Below are 18131 nucleotides of genomic sequence, written 5' to 3' on the forward strand. Positions count from 1 at the left end.
CCAAGGTGCGCCCGGTCCCGCGATGCCGTCCGCCTCACCGCAGATCCGGTCCGGTTACAGGCGCAACGAACGGCGCCTCGCGGACAGTTCCCGCGAGGCGCCGTTTTTCTGCGAACTTTTCCGGTTTTTTCTGGACGGACCTGTCGAACCGTCAGCAGGCCCCGTATCTCAGGCCTTGCGAGCCCTCGGCACCTTCTTCGCGGGCGCCGCCTTCTTCACCGCCGAGCCGGTCTTCGCCGCCGCGCTCTTCACCGCCGCGGCACTCTTCTTCGCCGCCGTCTTCCGCGGCGCCCGCACCGGCGCCGCGTCGCTGATCCGGTCGGCGCCGAGGATCTCGCGCAGGAATTTGCCGGTGTGGCTGGCCGGCACCCCCGCGATCTCCTCCGGCGTGCCCTCGGCGACGACGAGGCCGCCGCCCGCGCCGCCCTCGGGACCCATGTCGATGACCCAGTCGGCGGTCTTGATCACGTCGAGGTTGTGCTCGATGACGATGACCGAGTTGCCCTTGTCGACCAGGCCGGCGAGGACCTTGAGCAGCTTGCTGATGTCCTCGAAGTGCAGACCGGTCGTCGGCTCGTCGAGGACGTAGACGGTGCGCCCCGTGGAGCGGCGCTGGAGTTCGCTGGCGAGCTTGACGCGCTGGGCCTCGCCGCCGGAGAGCGTGGTGGCGGACTGGCCGAGGCGGACGTAGCCGAGGCCGACGTCCTTGAGGGTGTTGAGGTGCCGGGCGATCGCGGGGACGGCCTCGAAGAAGCCGGTCGCCTCCTCGATGGGCATGTTCAGGACCTCGGCGATGGACTTGCCCTTGTAGTGGACCTCCAGGGTCTCCCGGTTGTACCGGGCGCCGTGGCAGACCTCGCACGGGACGTAGACGTCCGGGAGGAAGTTCATCTCGATCTTGATCGTGCCGTCGCCCGCGCAGTTCTCGCAGCGGCCTCCCTTGACGTTGAAGGAGAAGCGGCCGGGCAGATAGCCGCGGACCTTCGCCTCGCTCGTCTCGGCGAACAGCTTGCGGACGTGGTCGAAGACGCCCGTGTACGTGGCCGGGTTGGAGCGCGGGGTGCGGCCGATGGGCGACTGGTCGACATGGACGACCTTGTCGACGAGGTCGTCGCCGTCGACCCGGGTGTGCCGGCCGGGGACGTTCCTCGCGCCGTTCAGCTCGCGCGCCAGGTGCGTGTACAGGATGTCGTTGACCAGGGTCGACTTGCCCGATCCGGAGACGCCCGTGATCGCCGTGAACACGCCGAGCGGGAAGGAGACGTCGATGTCCTGGAGGTTGTTCTCGCGGGCGCCGCGGACGGTGAGCTGCCGGCCGGGGTCGCGGGGGCGGCGGACGTCGGGCAGCGGGATGGCCTTGCGGCCGGAGAGGTACTGCCCGGTCTGCGACTCGGTGTTGTCGAGCAGCTCCTTGAGGGAGCCGCTGTGGACGACCTTGCCGCCGTGCTCCCCCGCGCCGGGGCCGATGTCGACGACCCAGTCGGCGACCTTGATGGTGTCCTCGTCGTGCTCGACGACGATGAGGGTGTTGCCCATGTCGCGCAGTCGGACGAGGGTCTCGATGAGCCGGTGGTTGTCGCGCTGGTGCAGCCCGATGGACGGTTCGTCGAGGACGTAGAGGACGCCGACGAGGCCGGAGCCGATCTGGGTGGCGAGGCGGATGCGCTGGGCCTCGCCGCCGGAGAGCGTGCCGGCCGCGCGGTTGAGCGAGAGGTAGTCGAGGCCCACGTCGACCAGGAACCGCAGCCGTTCGTTGACCTCCTTCAGGACGCGCTCGGCGATCTTCTTGTCGCGGGCGTTCAGCTTCAGTTCGCCGAGGAAGTCGGCGCAGTCGCTGATGGACATCCCGGAGACCTCGGCGATGGACTTCCCCATCACGGTGACCGCGAGGACGATCGGCTTGAGGCGGGTGCCCTCACAGGTCGGGCAGGGCACCTCGCGCATGTAGCCCTCGAAGCGCTCGCGGCTGGCGTCGCTCTCGGACTCGCTGTGCCGGCGCTTGACGAACGGGACGGCGCCCTCGAAGGGGGTCGTGTAGACCCGCTCGCGGCCGTACCGGTTGCGGTAGCGGACCTCGATCTGGGTCTTGTGGCCGTACAGCAGGGCCTTCTTGGCGCGCTGCGGGAGTCCGGCGAAGGGGATGTCCGTGCGGAAGCCCAGGGCGTCGGCGAGGGCCGTGATGAGGCGGCCGAAGTAGTCCTTGGTGTGGCCGTGGGACCAGGGGTGGATGGCGCCCTCGTCGAGCGACTTGTCCTCGTCGGGGACGATCAGCTCGGGGTCGACCTCCATGCGCGTGCCGATGCCGGTGCAGTCGGGGCAGGCGCCGAAGGGCGAGTTGAAGGAGAAGGAGCGCGGCTCCAGTTCCTCGAAGGACAGGTCGTCGTACGGGCAGTACAGGTGCTCCGAGTACATGCGCTCGCGCTCGGGGTCGTCCTCGGCGAGGTCGACGAAGTCGAGGACGACCATGCCGCCGGACAGGCCGAGGGCGGTCTCGACGGAGTCGGTGAGGCGGCGCTTGGCGCCCTCCTTGACCGTGAGGCGGTCGATGACCACCTCGATGGTGTGCTTCTCCTGCTTCTTCAGCGCGGGCGGGTCGGAGAGCTGGACCGTCTCGCCGTCCACGCGCGCGCGGGAGTAGCCCTTGGTCTGGAGGTCGGCGAAGAGGTCGACGAACTCGCCCTTGCGCTCACGCACGAGCGGCGAGAGGACCTGGAAGCGGCTGCCCTCGGGCAGGGCGAGGACCTTGTCGACGACGGCCTGGGGCGACTGGCGCGAGATCGGGCGGTGGCACTGCGGGCAGTGCGGCTTGCCGATGCGGGCGAAGAGCAGGCGCAGGTAGTCGTACACCTCGGTGATGGTGCCGACCGTGGAGCGGGGGTTGCGCGAGGTCGACTTCTGGTCGATCGAGACGGCCGGGGAGAGGCCCTCGATGAAGTCGACGTCGGGCTTGTCCATCTGGCCGAGGAACTGGCGGGCGTACGAGGAGAGGGACTCCACGTAGCGGCGCTGGCCCTCCGCGAAGATCGTGTCGAAGGCCAGGGAGGACTTGCCCGAACCGGACAGGCCCGTGAAGACGATGAGCGAGTCACGGGGCAGGTCGAGCGAGACGTTCTTCAGGTTGTGCTCGCGCGCGCCACGGACGATGAGACGGTCGGCCACGCCGGTCCGCACCTTTCTTGAGAGAAGTGACAGGGGCGGGGCCCCCGTCTTTCTCAGACTAGGGGGAGCCACTGACAACGCCGGTCGGATTCACGGGTTGCAAACAATCCCCGACCATCCAGCATGCCCGACGCCTGCAAGCGACCATATCGCACACGAATTCGATTTACGGCGCTCCAGAACCGCCTTCACCCGAAGGTGTGACGGGACTAGGGTCGGCACCATGACCGATCACGTGCGTGACCTGGCATCTGTACGGGACGCGACCGAGCGGCTGCTGACCGCGGTCGCCGCACTGGACAACGCGGCGGCGCCCGAACCGTCACGGCTTCCCGGCTGGAGCCGCGGCCACGTCCTCGCCCATCTCGCCCGCAACGCGGACGCCCTCGCGAACGTCTTCGAGGGCCGCCCCATGTACCCCTCCCCCGAGGTCCGGGACGCCGACATCGAGCGCGACGCCCCGCGCGCCCTGGCCGTCCACCTCGCCGACCTGCGCGACAGCCACGCCCGCTTCCTGGCCGCCACGGCACTCCCGGCGGACTGGTCGCGCGCGGTGGAGCTGCGGGGCGGCGTCAGCGACATCGCGGACCGCATCCCGTTCCGCCGCTGGGCCGAGGTCGAGCTGCACCACGTCGACCTGGGCATCGGCTACACCCTGAAAGATCTCCCCCAAGAATTCACCGAACGCGAGATCACGTTCCTCGCCGAGCGGTACGACGGTCTGCCCGGGGTCCCGCCGACCCGGCTGACGGACGGCACGCGCGCGTGGCGCCTCGGCCGCGCCGCGGACGCCCCGGAGGTCACCGTCACCGGCTCGGGCGCCGAACTGCTCGGCTGGCTCTCGGGCCGCCCCGAGGGGCCGGGTCCGGTGGCCGACGGCGGCCTGCTGCCTGCTCTGCCGCCGCTATAGGCTGCCGCCATGACGTACAGCGGACAGGTGACGGTCGGCGGCCCGGCGGACGTGCACGAGCTCAAGGACCTGATGATCACCAAGATCGCGGTCGGCCCGATGAACAACAACGCCTACCTGTTGCGCTGCCGCGCCACCGACCAGCAGCTGCTGATCGACGCGGCGAACGACGCGCACACCCTGCTCACCGCGATCGGCGACGACGGCATCGCGGCCGTCGTCACGACGCACCGGCACGGTGACCACTGGCAGGCGCTCACGGAGGTCGTGGCGGCCACCGGCGCGCGCACGTACGCGGGGCGCGCCGACGCCGAGGGCATCCCGGTGGCGACGGACGTCCTGGTCGACGACAGCGACGTGATCGAGGTCGGCCAGGTGCGGCTGACGGCACGCCACCTCGTGGGCCACACCCCGGGGTCGATCGCCCTCGTCTACGACGACCCGCACGGGCACCCGCACGTGTTCACCGGCGACTGCCTGTTCCCGGGCGGGGTGGGCAACACCCGCCAGGACCCCGAGGCGTTCGCGAGCCTGATCCACGACGTGGAGACGAAGATCTTCGACGCGCTGCCGGACGAGACCTGGGTCTACCCCGGCCACGGCGACGACACGACCCTGGGCGCCGAGCGCCCGCAGCTGCCGGAGTGGCACGCGCGCGGGTGGTGACCCGGGCAGCCTGAACCCGCGGCGACAGACTCACCGGAGCAGGGGCGCGCACCCACCCGTACGCGCCCCGTGTGAATCGCTCACACACTCCGGGGCGCCGCGCGCGCTCCCCCTGCGCGCGCCGGCGCGGTGAACTGATGACGGCCCCGCGCGGGATGACGGCTCCCGCTCGGTACGGGCCGCCGGTCTCACCGCATTCCCCGCCCTCGACCGGCGGCCCAGGCCACTCCCGCGCCCCGTACCCGCGCGGATGTTCACACGGCCGCAACACGACTTCCCGCTATACGGACAACTGCTGGCGTGAACTGGACAAACGCCCTCTTTCACTGTCACTCTCCCGCCATGTCTGCTGCCCTCCGTGTACCGCGCCGTGCCGCCACGGCCGCCGTCGTCGCCCTCCTCGCCACCGCCGTGGGCTGTGCCCCGCAGCCGGACGAGAAAGCCGCCGCGAGCCCGTCCGGCTCCTCGACGGGCGCGGCGTGCGCCAAGGGCGCGCTGGCGACCACGACGTCCGGCAAGCTGACGGTCGGCACCGACACGCCCGCCTACGAGCCGTGGTTCAAGGACGACAAGCCGTCCAACGGCAAGGGCTTCGAGTCGGCCGTCGCCTACGCCGTGGCGCAGCAGCTCGGTTACGGCAAGAGCGCCGTCGTCTGGCAGACCGTGCCGTTCAACAAGGCGTTCGCGCCCGGCGTGAAGACCTTCGACTTCGACATCAACCAGGTGTCCATCAGCGCCGAGCGCAAGAAGGCCGTCGACTTCTCGTCCGGCTACTACGACGTCCGCCAGGCCGTGATCGCGCTGAAGGGCACCAAGGCGGCGCAGGCGAAGAGCGTCGCCGACCTCAAGGGCCTCAAGCTGGGCGCCCAGGTCGGCACGACCAGCCTCCAGTACATCCAGGACGTGGTGAAGCCGACCCAGGAGGCCGCCGCGTACGCCGAGAACAGCCAGGCCAAGTCCGCGCTCCAGAACAAGCAGGTCGACGCCATCGTCGTCGATCTGCCGACCGCGTTCTACATCACCTCCGCCGAGGTCACCGACGCCACGATCGTCGGCCAGTTCGAGAACCAGGGCGCCGCGTCCGAGCAGTTCGGGCTGGTCCTCGACAAGGGCAGCGCGCTCACCCCCTGTGTGACGGCCGCCGTCGACGCCCTGCGCAAGGACGGCACGCTCGCGAAGCTGGAGCAGCAGTGGCTGTCCGACGCGGTCGACGCTCCGGTGCTCAAGTGACCGTCACGAAGGAAGAGCCCAGGGACGACGCCTACGTCCCCTCGGAGCGCCGCCTGGAGCGTGAGCGCTACAAGCGCACGCGCGCGCGTAAGGCGACGGCGATCGCCGCGCTGTCGACGCTCGTCGTCGGGGTGGCGCTCTACCTGGTCGTCGTCAACGCGCCGGGCTGGGAGCGCACCAAGGAGACGTTCTTCGACGGGCAGTACGCGCGCGAGGCGCTGCCCAAGGTCCTCGAAGGGCTGTGGCTGAACCTGCGGCTGCTGGTGGTCTGCGGCGCGGCCGTCCTCGTCCTGGGCATGCTCATCGCCATCGCGCGCACGCTGCGCGGCCCGGTGTTCTTCCCGCTGCGGGTGCTCGCGGCGGCCTACACGGACTTCTTCCGCGGGCTGCCGCTGCTGATCAACCTGATGATCGTGGTCCTGGGCGTCCCCGCGCTGCGCCTCCAGGGGGTGACGGTCGATCCGGTGCTGCTGGGCGGTACGGCGCTGACGCTGACGTACTCCGCGTACGTGGCGGAGGTGTTCCGCGCGGGCATCGAGTCCGTGCATCCCTCGCAGCGCGCGGCGGCGCGTTCCCTGGGGCTGACCCGGCGGCAGGCGCTGCGCCATGTGGTGCTGCCGCAGGCGGTGCGCCGCCAGGTGCCGCCGCTGCTGAACGACCTGGTGTCGCTCCAGAAGGACACCGGCCTGGTCTCCATCGGCGGCGCGATCGACGCCGTGCGCGCGGCGGACATCATCGTGGGGCGCAGCCTGAACTACACGCCGTACATCGTCGCGGGGCTGCTCTTCGTGGCGCTGACCATCCCGATGACCCGGTTCACGGACTGGGTGACGGCCCGGATGGACCGGGAGCGGTCCCAGGGAGGTACGACATGAGCGACGCGCCGGTGCTGCGGATGGAGGCCGTCCGCAAGACGTTCGGCGGGTCCGTCGTCCTCAAGGGCGTCGATCTGGAGGTCGCCCCGCACACCGTGACGGCGCTGATCGGTGCCTCCGGGTCCGGGAAGTCGACGCTGCTGCGGTGCGCGAACCTCCTGGAGGACATCGACGACGGGGCGATCTGGCTGGACGGCGAGGAGATCACCGACCCGCGCGCCGACCAGGACGCGGTACGGCGCCGGATCGGCGTGGTCTTCCAGTCGTACAACCTGTTCCCGCACATGACGGTCCTGGAGAACATCACGCTCGCCCCGCGCCGTGTGCACGGCGTGCCTCGGGAGGAGGCCGAGGGGCGGGCCAGGGAGCTGCTGGAGCGCCTCGGGCTGGGCGGGAAGGCCGCCGACTACCCGGACCGGCTCAGCGGCGGCCAGCAGCAGCGTGTGGCGATCGTGCGGGCGCTCGCGGTGCGGCCCCGGCTGCTGCTCCTCGACGAGATCACCGCCGCGCTCGACCCGGAGCTGGTGGGCGAGGTCCTGAACGTCGTGCGCGATCTCAAGGGGGACGGCATGACGATGGTCCTCGCGACGCACGAGATGGGCTTCGCGCGCGAAGTCGCCGACCAGGTGTGCTTCCTGGACGGCGGCGTCGTCCTGGAGCGCGGTGACTCCGAGCGGATCTTCGGGGATCCGCAGGAGGAGCGGACGCGGCAGTTCCTGCGGCGGATCGTGGAGGCGGGCCGGCTGTAGGGAGCCCTGGGGGCCTGTGTAAGGGGCGTTCTTCATGGCTGACGCCCCTTACACAACCAAGCCCTTCTGCAATCAAGCCCCTCTACACAGCCGGGCCTCCTACCCCCTCACGCCCCCGCCAGCGCGGCGACCCGCTCCACCCCGAAGACGTACCCCTGGACCCCGCACCCGGCGATCACCCCGTCCGCCCGCAGCGACACGTAGGAGTGGTGCCGGAACGACTCGCGCTGGTGGATGTTGGAGATGTGCACCTCCAGGACCGGCAGCCCGTCGCAGGTGTTGAGGGCGTCCAGGATCGCCACCGAAGTGTGCGAGTAGGCACCGGGGTTGATGACGATGCCGCAGTGGTTCAGCCGTGCCTCGTGGATCCAGTCGACCAGTTCGCCCTCGTGGTTGGACTGCCGGAAGTCGGCCGTCCCCCCGTGCGCGGCGGCGGCCTTGACGCACAGTGCCTCGACGTCCGCGAGCGTGTCGGAGCCGTAGATCTCCGGCTGGCGCTGCCCCAGGAGGTTCAGGTTGGGGCCGTTGAGGATCATGATCGGGGCGTTGGCCAGGGTGCGGGGCACGGTTCCTCCGGTCCGTTCGGGGCGGCCCAGGACGAGGCCGCCGCTCGGCCCCCGGTCTATCACGCCTCCCTTGTCCGCCCGCCGGCCGGAAAGTGCGCCCCTGGCGCTCCGCGCGCCGCCGTAACTCCTGGTGATCGCGCCCAGTTGACCTGATATGCAGCCTTTACGCACCGTCAAGGTCCCTTCGATGCGCCGGCTAGCGATGGCCTCGCTCGTGGGGACGGCCATCGAGTTCTACGACTTCTTCGTCTACGGCACGGCAGCCGCGCTGGTGCTGGGCCCCTTGTTCTTCCCCGCGTTCTCGCCCCTGGCGGGCACTCTGGCGGCGTTCGGGACGCTCGGGGTGGGATTCGTCGCCCGGCCCCTGGGGGCGATGCTCTTCGGGCACCTGGGGGACCGGCACGGGCGGCGTCCGGTGCTGGTCGTCTCGCTGCTGCTGACCGGCGGCTCCACCGTCGCCGTCGGCTGCCTCCCGTCGTACGCCTCCCTGGGGATGGCCGCTCCGGTGCTGCTGGTGGCGCTGCGGTTCCTCCAGGGGCTGGGGCTCGGCGGGGAGTGGGGCGGGGCGGTGCTGCTGGCGACCGAGCACGCGCCGGCCGGGCGGCGCGGCCTGTGGGCGAGTTTCCCGATGGTCGGGGCCGCCGTGGGGTTCGTCCTGGCGAACGGTGTGATGACGGCGCTGACGGCGACGCTGACCCGGGAGGAGTTCGCGCTCTGGGGCTGGCGGGTGCCGTTCTGGACCGCCGCGGTGTTCACGCTGGCGGGGCTGCGGCTGCGGTCGTCCCTGGAGGAGAGTCCGCGTTTCCTGGAGATCGACGACCACGCGCGCGTGCCGTTCGTCGAGCTGCTGCGCCGGCACGGGCGGCAGGTGCTGCTGGCGGCGGGCGGGGTGGCCTGCGCGTACGCGGTGTACTTCACGGCGACGACCTGGTCGCTCGCGTACGCGACGGAGCGGCTCGGGGTGAGCCGTACGGTGATGCTGGTGTGCGTCACGTCCGCCGTCGTCGTCGTGGGCGTCCTGACGCCGCTCGCGGCGCACTTGGGCGACCGGTTCGGGCGGCGGCCGATGTGTCTGGCCGGGTGCGCGGGGATGGCGCTGTGGATGGCGCCGCTGGTCGCGCTGCTGTCGACCGGCGAGCCGCTGCTGATGTTCCTCGGCGTCCTGGGGGCGCTGCTGGCGTGCGGGACGGTGACGGCGGTGGTGGCCTCGTATCTGCCGGAACTCTTCGAGCCACGGGTGCGTTGTACGGGTGCGGCGGTCAGTTACAACCTCGGCGGGGTCCTCGGGGGCGCGCTCACCCCGATGGTCGCGACGGCGCTGGCGCAGGGCGCGGGGCGGGTGTCCTGGGGCGTCGGCGGGTATCTGAGCGCGCTGGCGGTGCTGAGCCTGGGCTGCTTCGCGCTGCTGCCGGAGACACGCCCGGCGCCGGTGGCGGCCCCGGAGCTGAGCGGTTCGCCGGGCTGATCCGGCTGCCGGGCCGATCCGGCTAGGGGTTGATGGCGAGCTCCAGATAGGCGGCGAACAGCACGAGGTGGACGCCGCCTTGGAGCGGCGTCGCCCGGCCGGGTACGACCGTCAGGGAGCTGACGGCGACGGTCAGCGCGAGCAGCACCATGTGGGTCGCGCCGAGCCCGAGGACGAGCGGCCCGGACAGCCAGACCGACGCGAGCGCGACCGCCGGGATGGTGAGCCCGATGCTCGCCATGGCGGAGCCGAGGGCGAGGTTGAGGCTGGTCTGGACGCGGTCGCGGCGGGCGGAGCGCAGCGCGGCGATGGTCTCCGGGAGGAGGACGAGCAGGGCGATGACGACGCCGACGACGGCGTGGTGCAGCCCGGCGGACTCGACGCCCGACTCGATCGTCGGCGAGACCCCTTTGGCGAGGCCGACGACGCCGATGAGCGCGAGGCCGAGCAGTCCGAGGCTGATCAGCGCCGTGCGGGAGCTGGGCAGTTCGGCGTGGTCGTCGGCCGTGATGACGTGGCCTTCCCGGGTGAGCGGCAGGAAGTAGTCGCGGTGGCGTACGGTCTGGGTCGCCACGAACAGGCCGTACAGGATCAGCGAGGACAGTGCGGCGAAGGTGAGCTGGACGGCCGAGAACTCGGGTCCCGGCTTGCTGGTCGTGAAGGTCGGCAGGACGAGGCTGAGGGTGGCCAGGGTCGCGACGGTGGCGAGGGCGGCGCCGGTGCCCTCGGGGTTGAAGACGGCGAGGCCGTGCCGCAGCGAGGCGGTGAGCAGGCACAGGCCGACGATGCCGTTGCAGGTGATCATGACGGCGGCGAAGACGGTGTCCCGGGCGAGCGTGGAACTCTTGTCGCCGCCGTCCGCCATCAGCGTGACGATCAGGGCGACCTCGATGACCGTGACGGCGACGGCGAGGACCAGCGAGCCGAAGGGTTCGCCGACGCGGTGGGCGACGACCTCGGCGTGGTGCACGGCCGAGAGGACCGCTCCGGCGAGGACCAGCGTGACCAGGGCGACCACCCACCCGGGGAGGTCGCGCCCCCAGGTGAACACCAGCAGGACGACCGACAGCACCGGTACGGCCGTCGTCCAGTGCAGGGGGAGCGCCCGAGACCCAGTGATCATGCAGCGATCGTCGCAGAGCCCCTATGGACCCGCATTACGGCCACAAACGGTCACGCGGCGATCAGGAACGTGCTCACGAAAACAAGAGCGGTGCCCGGCGTCGTCCTCGCCGGGCACCGCTCCCCTCCGACCCGAGGATCAGCTGGTGACGCTGTCCTTCTCGGCTTCCTCCCGCGCCGAACGGGCCGCCTCGGCCGCCGCCTGCTTCTTCGAGGCCTGAAGGCTCGTGATCGTCGTGACGATCAGAACGGTGCAGATGACGCCAAGGGAGACGGGGATGCCGATCTCGGGGACATGGACCCCGGACTCGTGCAGGGCGTGCAGCACGAGCTTCACGCCGATGAACCCGAGGATGATCGACAGGCCGTAGCTGAGGTGGACCAGCTTGCGCAGCAGGCCGCCGATGAGGAAGTACAGCTGGCGCAGGCCCATGAGGGCGAACGCGTTGGCCGTGAAGACGATGTACGGGTCCTGGGTCAGGCCGAAGATCGCGGGGATCGAGTCGAGGGCGAAGAGGACGTCGGTGGTGCCGATGGCGAGGATGACGACCAGCATCGGGGTCATGACCCGCTTGCCGTTCTCCTGGATCCACAGCTTCGTGCCGTGGTAGCGGTCGGCCACGCCGAAGCGCTTCTCGACGGCCTTGAGCAGCTTGTTCTCCTCGAACTCCTCGTCCTCCGCGTCGGCGCGCGCCTCCTGGATGAGCTTCCAGGCGGTCCAGATCAGGAAGGCGCCGAAAATGTAGAAGACCCAGGAGAAGCTGGCGAGGATCGCGGCGCCGGCGGCGATGAAGATCGCGCGCAGGACCAGGGCGATGAGGACGCCGATGAGCAGGACCCGCTGCTGGTACTGCGAGGGGACCGCGAACTTCGCCATGATCAGGACGAAGACGAAGAGGTTGTCGACGCTCAGCGACTTCTCGGTGATGAACCCGGCGAAGAACTCGCCGGAGGCCTGCCCGTCCCCGAAGACCGCGAGACCGAGGCCGAAGAGGCCCGCCAGGGCGATCCAGACGACCGTCCAGATGCCGGCTTCCTTGATGGACACGTCGTGCGGCTTGCGGCCGATGAAGAAATCGACGGCGATCAGGGCACTGAGGCCCACGATCGTGAGGACCCACAGGGTCGCGGAAACTTCCATTGCTGCGCCTCCGGCTACGTAACGGCATGAACTCAGCGTCGTCGCGCTGCCGGAGGTCTCTTCCACCCAGGATGGGCCGGCGCCCCGGGATCAGGCCTGATCCGTATTGACGGGTACGCCGCAGTCGACGGGGAATACTCCCCTCCGTACGGAAAACAGTACCCCTATCCCCAAGAAAAGGTAAAGGCCCAAGCGAAAGAAAGACCAAACTCGCAGGTCAGAATGGCTTTACCTTTCCTTGATACGGGCCTCGGCGACCTGCCCGAGCACCCGCTGGAGCACCTGGCTGCCGGGCGGCACCAGCGCCGGCTCGTACGTCCACGCGTGCCCCACCCACGGGTCGGCCAGATGGTCCTCGGGCACCGGCGTCAGCCGCAGCAGGGAGCGCCACAGCGGGTCCAGCAGCGGGCCGTACGCGGCGGCGTCCTCGCGGTCGGCGACCAGCATCAGGTGCACGCCGACGTCCGGGCCCTCGTCGGCGAGATAGCGCAGCTGGTTCACCGCGCGGTCGTCGAAGCCGTGCGGGAAGTCGTTGACGAGCAGCAGCTGGGGCGCGGTGTCCAGGCCCGGCGGCAGCGCGTCGGGCGCGCCGCCGCGCACCGCCATCTGCACCAGGTCGACCCGCTCCGTGAGCCGCCCCAGCACCTGCGCCACCCCGGCCGCGCCGGCGGCGGGCGGCGCGGCGAGCACGCCCGCGCGCACCAGCGGGGCCAGGGCCGCGGCCCCCGCGCCCGCCGGGTCGACGACGTGCACCCCGAACCCGCCCGCCGGATGCGCCGCGAGCAACCGCGCGGTGTGCGCGACCGCCGCGTCCAGAGCGAGCCGGCGCACCTCGTCGCCGTCCGCCAGGGAGTCCAGTCCTGACGCCCCGCCGTCGATCCACAGACCGCGTTCCAAGGGCAGCTTGACCAGCATGGGGATGGCCAGTTCCGCGCTCTCCGGCAGCCGCAGCTCCCCGAGCCGCACCGCCATGGGCGCCTCCCCGGGTACCTGATAGCCGTGCCACACCGGGTTGTCCCAGCGCGCGTAGGGCGCCGGCAGCGCGGGCTCGACGACCTCGGACTCGGCGGCCAGCTGGGCCAGGTCCCGGTCGAGCACGTCCCGCGCGCGGTCCATCAGTTCGGCGTGCCGCGCCCGGGCCGTCTCCCGCGCGGAGTCCGCCTCCCCGCCGACCCTGCGCCGCGGATCCGCCAGCGCCGCGTCCAGCTCCCGCTCCATCCGCCCGTCCGCGAAGTCGACGGCGCCGCGATAAGCCGCCACCGACCGCGCCAGATCCTCGAACATGCCCCACACCTGGTTGTAGAGCCGCTCCTCCATGGACCACCCGTTCGCGTCCCCGGCGACCGGCACGACGGGCGGGGCCGGCGGGACGGGAGGGGTCGTACGGCGGCCGGGGTGGGTGTAGTCGACCGGGGCGGACGGTCCGCTCGCGGACGCCCCCTGAGCGGGCTCAGGAGCCGCGTACGGGCCTCCCGGGGCGCCCAGGGCAGGCGAGGCCGGCGGAGGCGTCTGCTGGGGCGCCTGGGCGTCGTACGGGCCCGTCGGCCGCTGGGCGGCTCCCGGGATGCCCGCCTCCTGGCTGCTGTACGCCGTGCCGGGGGCGTGGAAGCGGTCCGGGGCCGGGATCTGGCCGGGGACGGTGGGGGCCGCGCAGTCGTGGATCGCCGCCGCGAGTTCACGGGCCTGGGGCAGGCCCTGGTCCGTGAGGAGTTCCGCCAGACCGCCGGAGTAGCCCTGGCCGACCGCGCGGACCTTCCAGGTGCCCCGGCGGCGGTACAGCTCCAGGGCGACGACCGCCGACTCGGTGTCCAGGCCGGTCAGGGTGAAGGTGGCCAGGTCGGTGCCGTCGGGGGTGGTGACGCTCACGTAGGGGGCGGCGACGGAGCCGAAGCGGGGCGGGCCGCCGGCGGGGAGGGCCAGCAGGATGTGGACACGGTGGGCCGTGGCCGGTACGGCGTCCAGGTCGACGGCGAGGCGGTGGCGCACGGCCGCGGTGCGGGGGACCTCCAGGCCGGGCAGGGCCGGGGCGCCGGGGTGGGCGACCTGGCCGGCGGCGCGGACCCGGCCCTCCTCGTCGCCGAGGGTGGCCCCGGCCAGCACCGGTGTGCCGGCCGAGACCCTGATCTCCAGGCGGACCTGGGAGAGCGGGACGTTCTGCCCCCGCGTCAGCTCGGCCGTCATCGCCTGTCCCCCTGTGGTGCGTGTGTTGTTGTGGTGGTGCCCCGGTCCCTCTCGGGAAGGCCGGTCAGAGGACCGGCAGGATCGCGGGCATCAGGTCCTGGAAGGTGCGGCCGTTGGCCGGGGTGCCGATCGCGGTCATCGACCAGCCCTGGCCGACGCGGTGCACCTTCGCCATGACCTGGGCGGTGAACGCGCCGCCGCCCGCGAGCGTGTAGCGGGCCAGCTCCTGGCCGTTGGTCTCGTCGACCAGGCGGCAGAAGGCGTTCTCGACCTCCTGGAAGGTCTGCCCGGTGAAGGAGTTGACGGTGAAGACGATCTGGTCGACATGGACCGGCACGCGCGAGAGGTCGACGAGGATCGCCTCGTCGTCACCGCCCTGGCCGACGCCGCCGACCAGGTTGTCGCCCGTGTGCCGGACCGAGCCGTCGTCGCTCACCAGGTGGCGGAAGAAGACGACGTCGACCGGCTGCTTGTCCGCGAACAGGACGGCGGACGCGTCGAGGTCGATCTCCCGGGTGCGGCTGCCGAAGAAGCCGCGCCGGGGGGCCGCCTTCCAGCCGAGACCCATCCGCACCGCGGTCAGGCTGCCTCCGTCGTTCTTCTGAAGGCTGATGGCCTGGCCCTTGGACAAGTTGACGGTCACGGGCTGTTTCCCCTCTCGAACTGCCTTGACGCGGTTGTCCTGAACCCTACGCAAGGGCACTGACAGTGCCGTACCCGCGCGGGTGTTTTGTGTCGGTCCTGCAACACAGCCGCCGGCTCAGGCCAGACCGGCCTCCTTCATCTGGCGCAGTTCCTTCTTCATCTCGGAGACCTCGTCGCGCAGCCGGGCGGCGACCTCGAACTGGAGGTCGGCGGCGGCGGCGCGCATCCGCGCGGTCATCTCCTCGATCTGCCCGGCGAGTTCGGCGGCGGGCCGGTCGGTCGGCACGGCCTCCTTGGCCTTGCCCTTCTTCGCCTTGGCCCCCTTGAGGGACTTGTCGCCGAGGGCGGGCACGGGCGCCTTGGTGCCCCGGCCGTCCTTCTTCGCGCGGTAGCCGCTGCCGAGCAGCTGCTCGGTGTCGACCTCCTCGCGGGCGATCTGGGCGACGATGTCGTTGATCTTCTTGCGCAGCGGCTGGGGGTCGATGCCGTTCGCCGTGTTGTAGGCGACCTGCTTCTCCCGGCGCCGGTTGGTCTCGTCGATGGCCCGCTCCATCGCCGGGGTGATCTTGTCGGCGTACATGTGGACCTGGCCGGAGACGTTGCGGGCGGCGCGGCCGATGGTCTGGATGAGGGAGGTTCCCGAGCGCAGGAAGCCCTCCTTGTCGGCGTCGAGGATCGCCACCAGGGAGACCTCGGGCAGGTCGAGGCCCTCGCGCAGGAGGTTGATGCCGACGAGGACGTCGAACTCGCCGGCGCGCAGTTCGCGCAGCAGCTCGATGCGGCGCAGGGTGTCGACGTCGCTGTGGAGGTAGCGGACCTGGATGCCGAGTTCCAGGAAGTAGTCGGTGAGGTCCTCGGCCATCTTCTTGGTGAGGGTGGTGACCAGGACCCGTTCGTCCTTCTCGACCCGGCCGCGGATCTCGTGCACCAGGTCGTCGATCTGGCCCTCGGTGGACTTGACGACGATCTCGGGGTCGATGAGGCCGGTGGGCCGGATGATCTGCTCGACGACGCCGTCCGCGCGGGACAGCTCGTACTTGCCCGGGGTGGCCGACAGGTAGACGGTCTGGCCGATGCGCTGCTGGAACTCCTCCCACTTCAGGGGGCGGTTGTCGAGCGCGGAGGGGAGGCGGAAGCCGTGGTCGACGAGGGTGCGCTTGCGGGAGGCGTCGCCCTCGTACATGGCGCCGATCTGGGGGACGGTGTTGTGCGACTCGTCGATGACGAGGAGGAAGTCGTCCGGGAAGTAGTCCAGGAGTGTGTTGGGCGGGGAGCCGGGCTCGCGGCCGTCGAAGTGCATCGAGTAGTTCTCGACGCCGGAGCAGGAGCCGATCTGGCGGAGCATCTCCAGGTCGTACGTGGTGCGCATGCGCAGCCGCTGGGCCTCCAGGAGCTTGCCCTGCTTCTCCAGTTCGGCGAGGCGTGCGCCGAGCTCCTTCTCGATGTCGTTGGCGGCGCGCTCCAGGCGTTCGGGTCCCGCAACGTAGTGGGAGGCCGGGAAGACGTACAGCTGCCGGTCGTCGCTGATGATCTCGCCGGTGAGCGGGTGGAGCGTGGACAGGGCCTCGATCTCGTCGCCGAACATCTCGATGCGGACGGCGAGTTCCTCGTAGACGGGGAAGATCTCGATGGTGTCGCCGCGCACCCGGAAGGTGCCCCGGGTGAAGGCGAGGTCGTTGCGGGTGTACTGGATGTCGACGAAGCGGCGCAGCAGTTCGTCCCGGTCGATCTCCTCGCCGACCTTCAGGGGGACCATGCGGTCGACGTACTCCTGGGGTGTGCCGAGGCCGTAGATGCAGGAGACGGAGGCGACCACGATGACGTCGCGGCGGGTGAGCAGCGAGTTCGTCGCGGAGTGGCGCAGCCGCTCGACCTCCTCGTTGATCGAGGAGTCCTTCTCGATGTAGGTGTCCGACTGGGGGACGTACGCCTCGGGCTGGTAGTAGTCGTAGTACGAGACGAAGTATTCGACCGCGTTGTTCGGCAGCAGTTCGCGGAACTCGTTCGCCAGCTGGGCGGCCAGGGTCTTGTTGGGGGCCATCACCAGGGTGGGGCGCTGGAGCTTCTCGATCATCCACGCGGTGGTGGCGGACTTGCCGGTGCCGGTCGCGCCGAGGAGGACGACGTCCCTCTCACCGGCCTCGACGCGCTTGGCGAGCTCGGCGATGGCCGCCGGCTGGTCACCGCTGGGCTGGTAGGGGCTGACGACCTCGAAGGGCGCCACCGTACGTTCGATGCTGGAAACGGGCCGCATGTCATCCACCGTACGACCCCGCACTGACAACAGCGTCCGATCAGGGGTTTTGTGCGGCTCAGCGGTTCTGCGGGGTGCGCTCGCCGAGGTGTGCGGCGCCGCGCCGGGTGCGCAGGCGGGGGTGGCGGCCGGGGTGTCCGGCGGCGGGGTGGGCGGGGACTCCGGGCTTGTGCTCGGCGGGGGGCACGGCGGGTCTGCCCATGACCATCAGGGGGTCGAACATGACGAGGACCCCGGCGACGGCGAGGAAGGCGAGGGGGCCGATCAGCATGGGCGCGAGGAGGGAGGCGGGCGTGTCGGCGGAGCCGTCGGCGCCGGGGTGGAGGTGGACGCTGAGGCCGGCCATGCCGGTGTAATGCATGCCGGTGACGGCCAGGCCCATGACAAGGCTGGCGCCGATGCTCCACCACAGGCCTCTGACCCGGCCGGCGGCCCACAGGGCGGCGGTGGCGGCGGCCATGGCGATGGCGACGGAGGCCGCGACGGAGGCGGTGCTGTACTCCAGCTGGGCGTTGAGCTCCATGCCGGCCATACCCAGGTAGTGCATCGAGGCGATGCCCAGGCCGGTGACGGTCCCTCCGGTGAACAGGGCCGTCCCGGAGGCGCCCTTGTAGCCGACGATGAAGATCCCGACGCCGACCATGAGGATCGCGACACCGAGGCTGGCGTAGGTGATCGGCTTGTCGTACCGGATGGGTGCGCCGTGGACGGTGAAGCCCATCATGGCGATGAAGTGCATGGTCCATATGCCGGAGCCCATGGCGGCGGAGGCGAGGGCCAGCCAGCCGGGGCGCCAGGAGTGGGCGACGAGCAGCGCTCTGGTCGTGCAGCGCAGTCCCAGCGCACCACCGAGGCAGGCCAGCACATAGGCCACCAGCGGGGTGACCAGTCCGTAGCTGAATCCGTCGACCGTGCCCTGCATGCGCGGCTGCCCTTCCGCCCCTGTTTGTTGACTTTCCTGGAATGCGCCCCTTCCCGTGGACCGCGCGAGCGGTCAGGGTCGACGCAGAGAGTATGACCCTCACCGGAATGGTCGAACGATTTTCCGGCAAAGAAACACGCCTCTGCCCCACTTGTGCGCCAGTGGTGAGCGCCTGCGGGCAACTCCATTCATTGTGTGGCCATCCGGCGTCCCCTCCGCGGTCCTCCCACGAATGTCACAGTGAAT

At 70.7% G+C, this 18131-nt stretch carries 14 protein-coding genes; 6 read left to right on the top strand and 8 right to left on the bottom strand.

All coding sequences use genetic code 11. The annotated features are described in order from the left end of the window. Positions 1-168 precede the first annotated feature (168 nt). The gene (gene uvrA / locus ACYUD3_RS16870) at positions 169-3159 is read right to left on the bottom strand and encodes an excinuclease ABC subunit UvrA (protein ID WP_470970254.1); all 2991 of its coding nucleotides are present in this window, start codon (positions 3157-3159) and stop codon (positions 169-171) included. A gap of 223 nt (positions 3160-3382) precedes the next feature. Between uvrA and ACYUD3_RS16875 the strand changes: the two genes are divergently transcribed. From ACYUD3_RS16875 to ACYUD3_RS16895, 5 genes are all read left to right on the top strand, one after another. Then, entirely contained in the window at positions 3383-4069 is a 687-nt protein-coding gene (locus ACYUD3_RS16875; RefSeq protein WP_470970257.1) for a maleylpyruvate isomerase family mycothiol-dependent enzyme, read from the top strand. A 9-nt stretch (positions 4070-4078) separates the two neighbouring features. Then, on the top strand, positions 4079-4735 hold the full coding sequence (locus tag ACYUD3_RS16880) for an MBL fold metallo-hydrolase (protein WP_470970259.1): 657 nt from the start codon (positions 4079-4081) through the stop codon (positions 4733-4735). Positions 4736-5077: 342 nt separating this feature from the next. Then, positions 5078-5965: an ABC transporter substrate-binding protein gene (locus ACYUD3_RS16885; protein WP_470970261.1), complete on the top strand. Its 888-nt coding sequence runs from the start codon at positions 5078-5080 to the stop codon at positions 5963-5965. Continuing rightward, positions 5962-6840 carry an amino acid ABC transporter permease gene (locus ACYUD3_RS16890; RefSeq protein ID WP_470970264.1) on the top strand — a complete coding sequence of 293 codons (879 nt, stop codon included), beginning with the start codon at positions 5962-5964 and terminating at the stop codon, positions 6838-6840. Before ACYUD3_RS16885 ends, ACYUD3_RS16890 begins: the two co-directional genes overlap by 4 nt. Beyond that, a complete protein-coding gene (locus ACYUD3_RS16895; protein ID WP_470970266.1) occupies positions 6837-7589 on the top strand; it encodes an amino acid ABC transporter ATP-binding protein in 753 nt (250 codons plus the stop codon). Before ACYUD3_RS16890 ends, ACYUD3_RS16895 begins: the two co-directional genes overlap by 4 nt. A gap of 107 nt (positions 7590-7696) precedes the next feature. On the opposite strand, the gene aroQ is transcribed toward ACYUD3_RS16895, so the two are convergent. After that, a complete protein-coding gene (aroQ, locus tag ACYUD3_RS16900) occupies positions 7697-8155 on the bottom strand; it encodes a type II 3-dehydroquinate dehydratase (protein ID WP_470970268.1) in 459 nt (152 codons plus the stop codon). Positions 8156-8342: 187 nt separating this feature from the next. Here aroQ and ACYUD3_RS16905 point away from each other — a divergent pair, with 187 nt between their 5' ends. Next, positions 8343-9620 carry an MFS transporter gene (locus ACYUD3_RS16905; protein WP_470970271.1) on the top strand — a complete coding sequence of 426 codons (1278 nt, stop codon included), beginning with the start codon at positions 8343-8345 and terminating at the stop codon, positions 9618-9620. Between the two features lie 22 nt (positions 9621-9642). Here ACYUD3_RS16905 and ACYUD3_RS16910 read toward each other — a convergent pair whose 3' ends face one another. The 6 genes from ACYUD3_RS16910 to ACYUD3_RS16935 form a co-directional block, all read right to left on the bottom strand. Then, the gene (locus ACYUD3_RS16910) at positions 9643-10743 is read right to left on the bottom strand and encodes a calcium:cation antiporter (protein WP_470970273.1); all 1101 of its coding nucleotides are present in this window, start codon (positions 10741-10743) and stop codon (positions 9643-9645) included. Positions 10744-10881: 138 nt separating this feature from the next. Further along, positions 10882-11883 (bottom strand): TerC family protein, encoded by a 1002-nt coding sequence (locus tag ACYUD3_RS16915; RefSeq protein ID WP_470970276.1) that lies wholly within the window; start codon positions 11881-11883, stop codon positions 10882-10884. 228 nt (positions 11884-12111) lie between these two features. Further along, the gene (locus tag ACYUD3_RS16920) at positions 12112-14064 is read right to left on the bottom strand and encodes a TerD family protein (protein ID WP_470970278.1); all 1953 of its coding nucleotides are present in this window, start codon (positions 14062-14064) and stop codon (positions 12112-12114) included. Positions 14065-14128: 64 nt separating this feature from the next. Continuing rightward, on the bottom strand, positions 14129-14707 hold the full coding sequence (locus ACYUD3_RS16925; RefSeq protein WP_470970281.1) for a TerD family protein: 579 nt from the start codon (positions 14705-14707) through the stop codon (positions 14129-14131). A gap of 117 nt (positions 14708-14824) precedes the next feature. Then, a complete protein-coding gene (gene uvrB, locus ACYUD3_RS16930) occupies positions 14825-16963 on the bottom strand; it encodes an excinuclease ABC subunit UvrB (protein WP_470970283.1) in 2139 nt (712 codons plus the stop codon). Positions 16964-17021: 58 nt separating this feature from the next. After that, positions 17022-17885: an MHYT domain-containing protein gene (locus tag ACYUD3_RS16935; protein ID WP_470970286.1), complete on the bottom strand. Its 864-nt coding sequence runs from the start codon at positions 17883-17885 to the stop codon at positions 17022-17024. Between the last annotated feature and the right edge of the window lie 246 nt (positions 17886-18131).

This window comes from Streptomyces sp. AMJ-169, assembly GCF_055597585.1.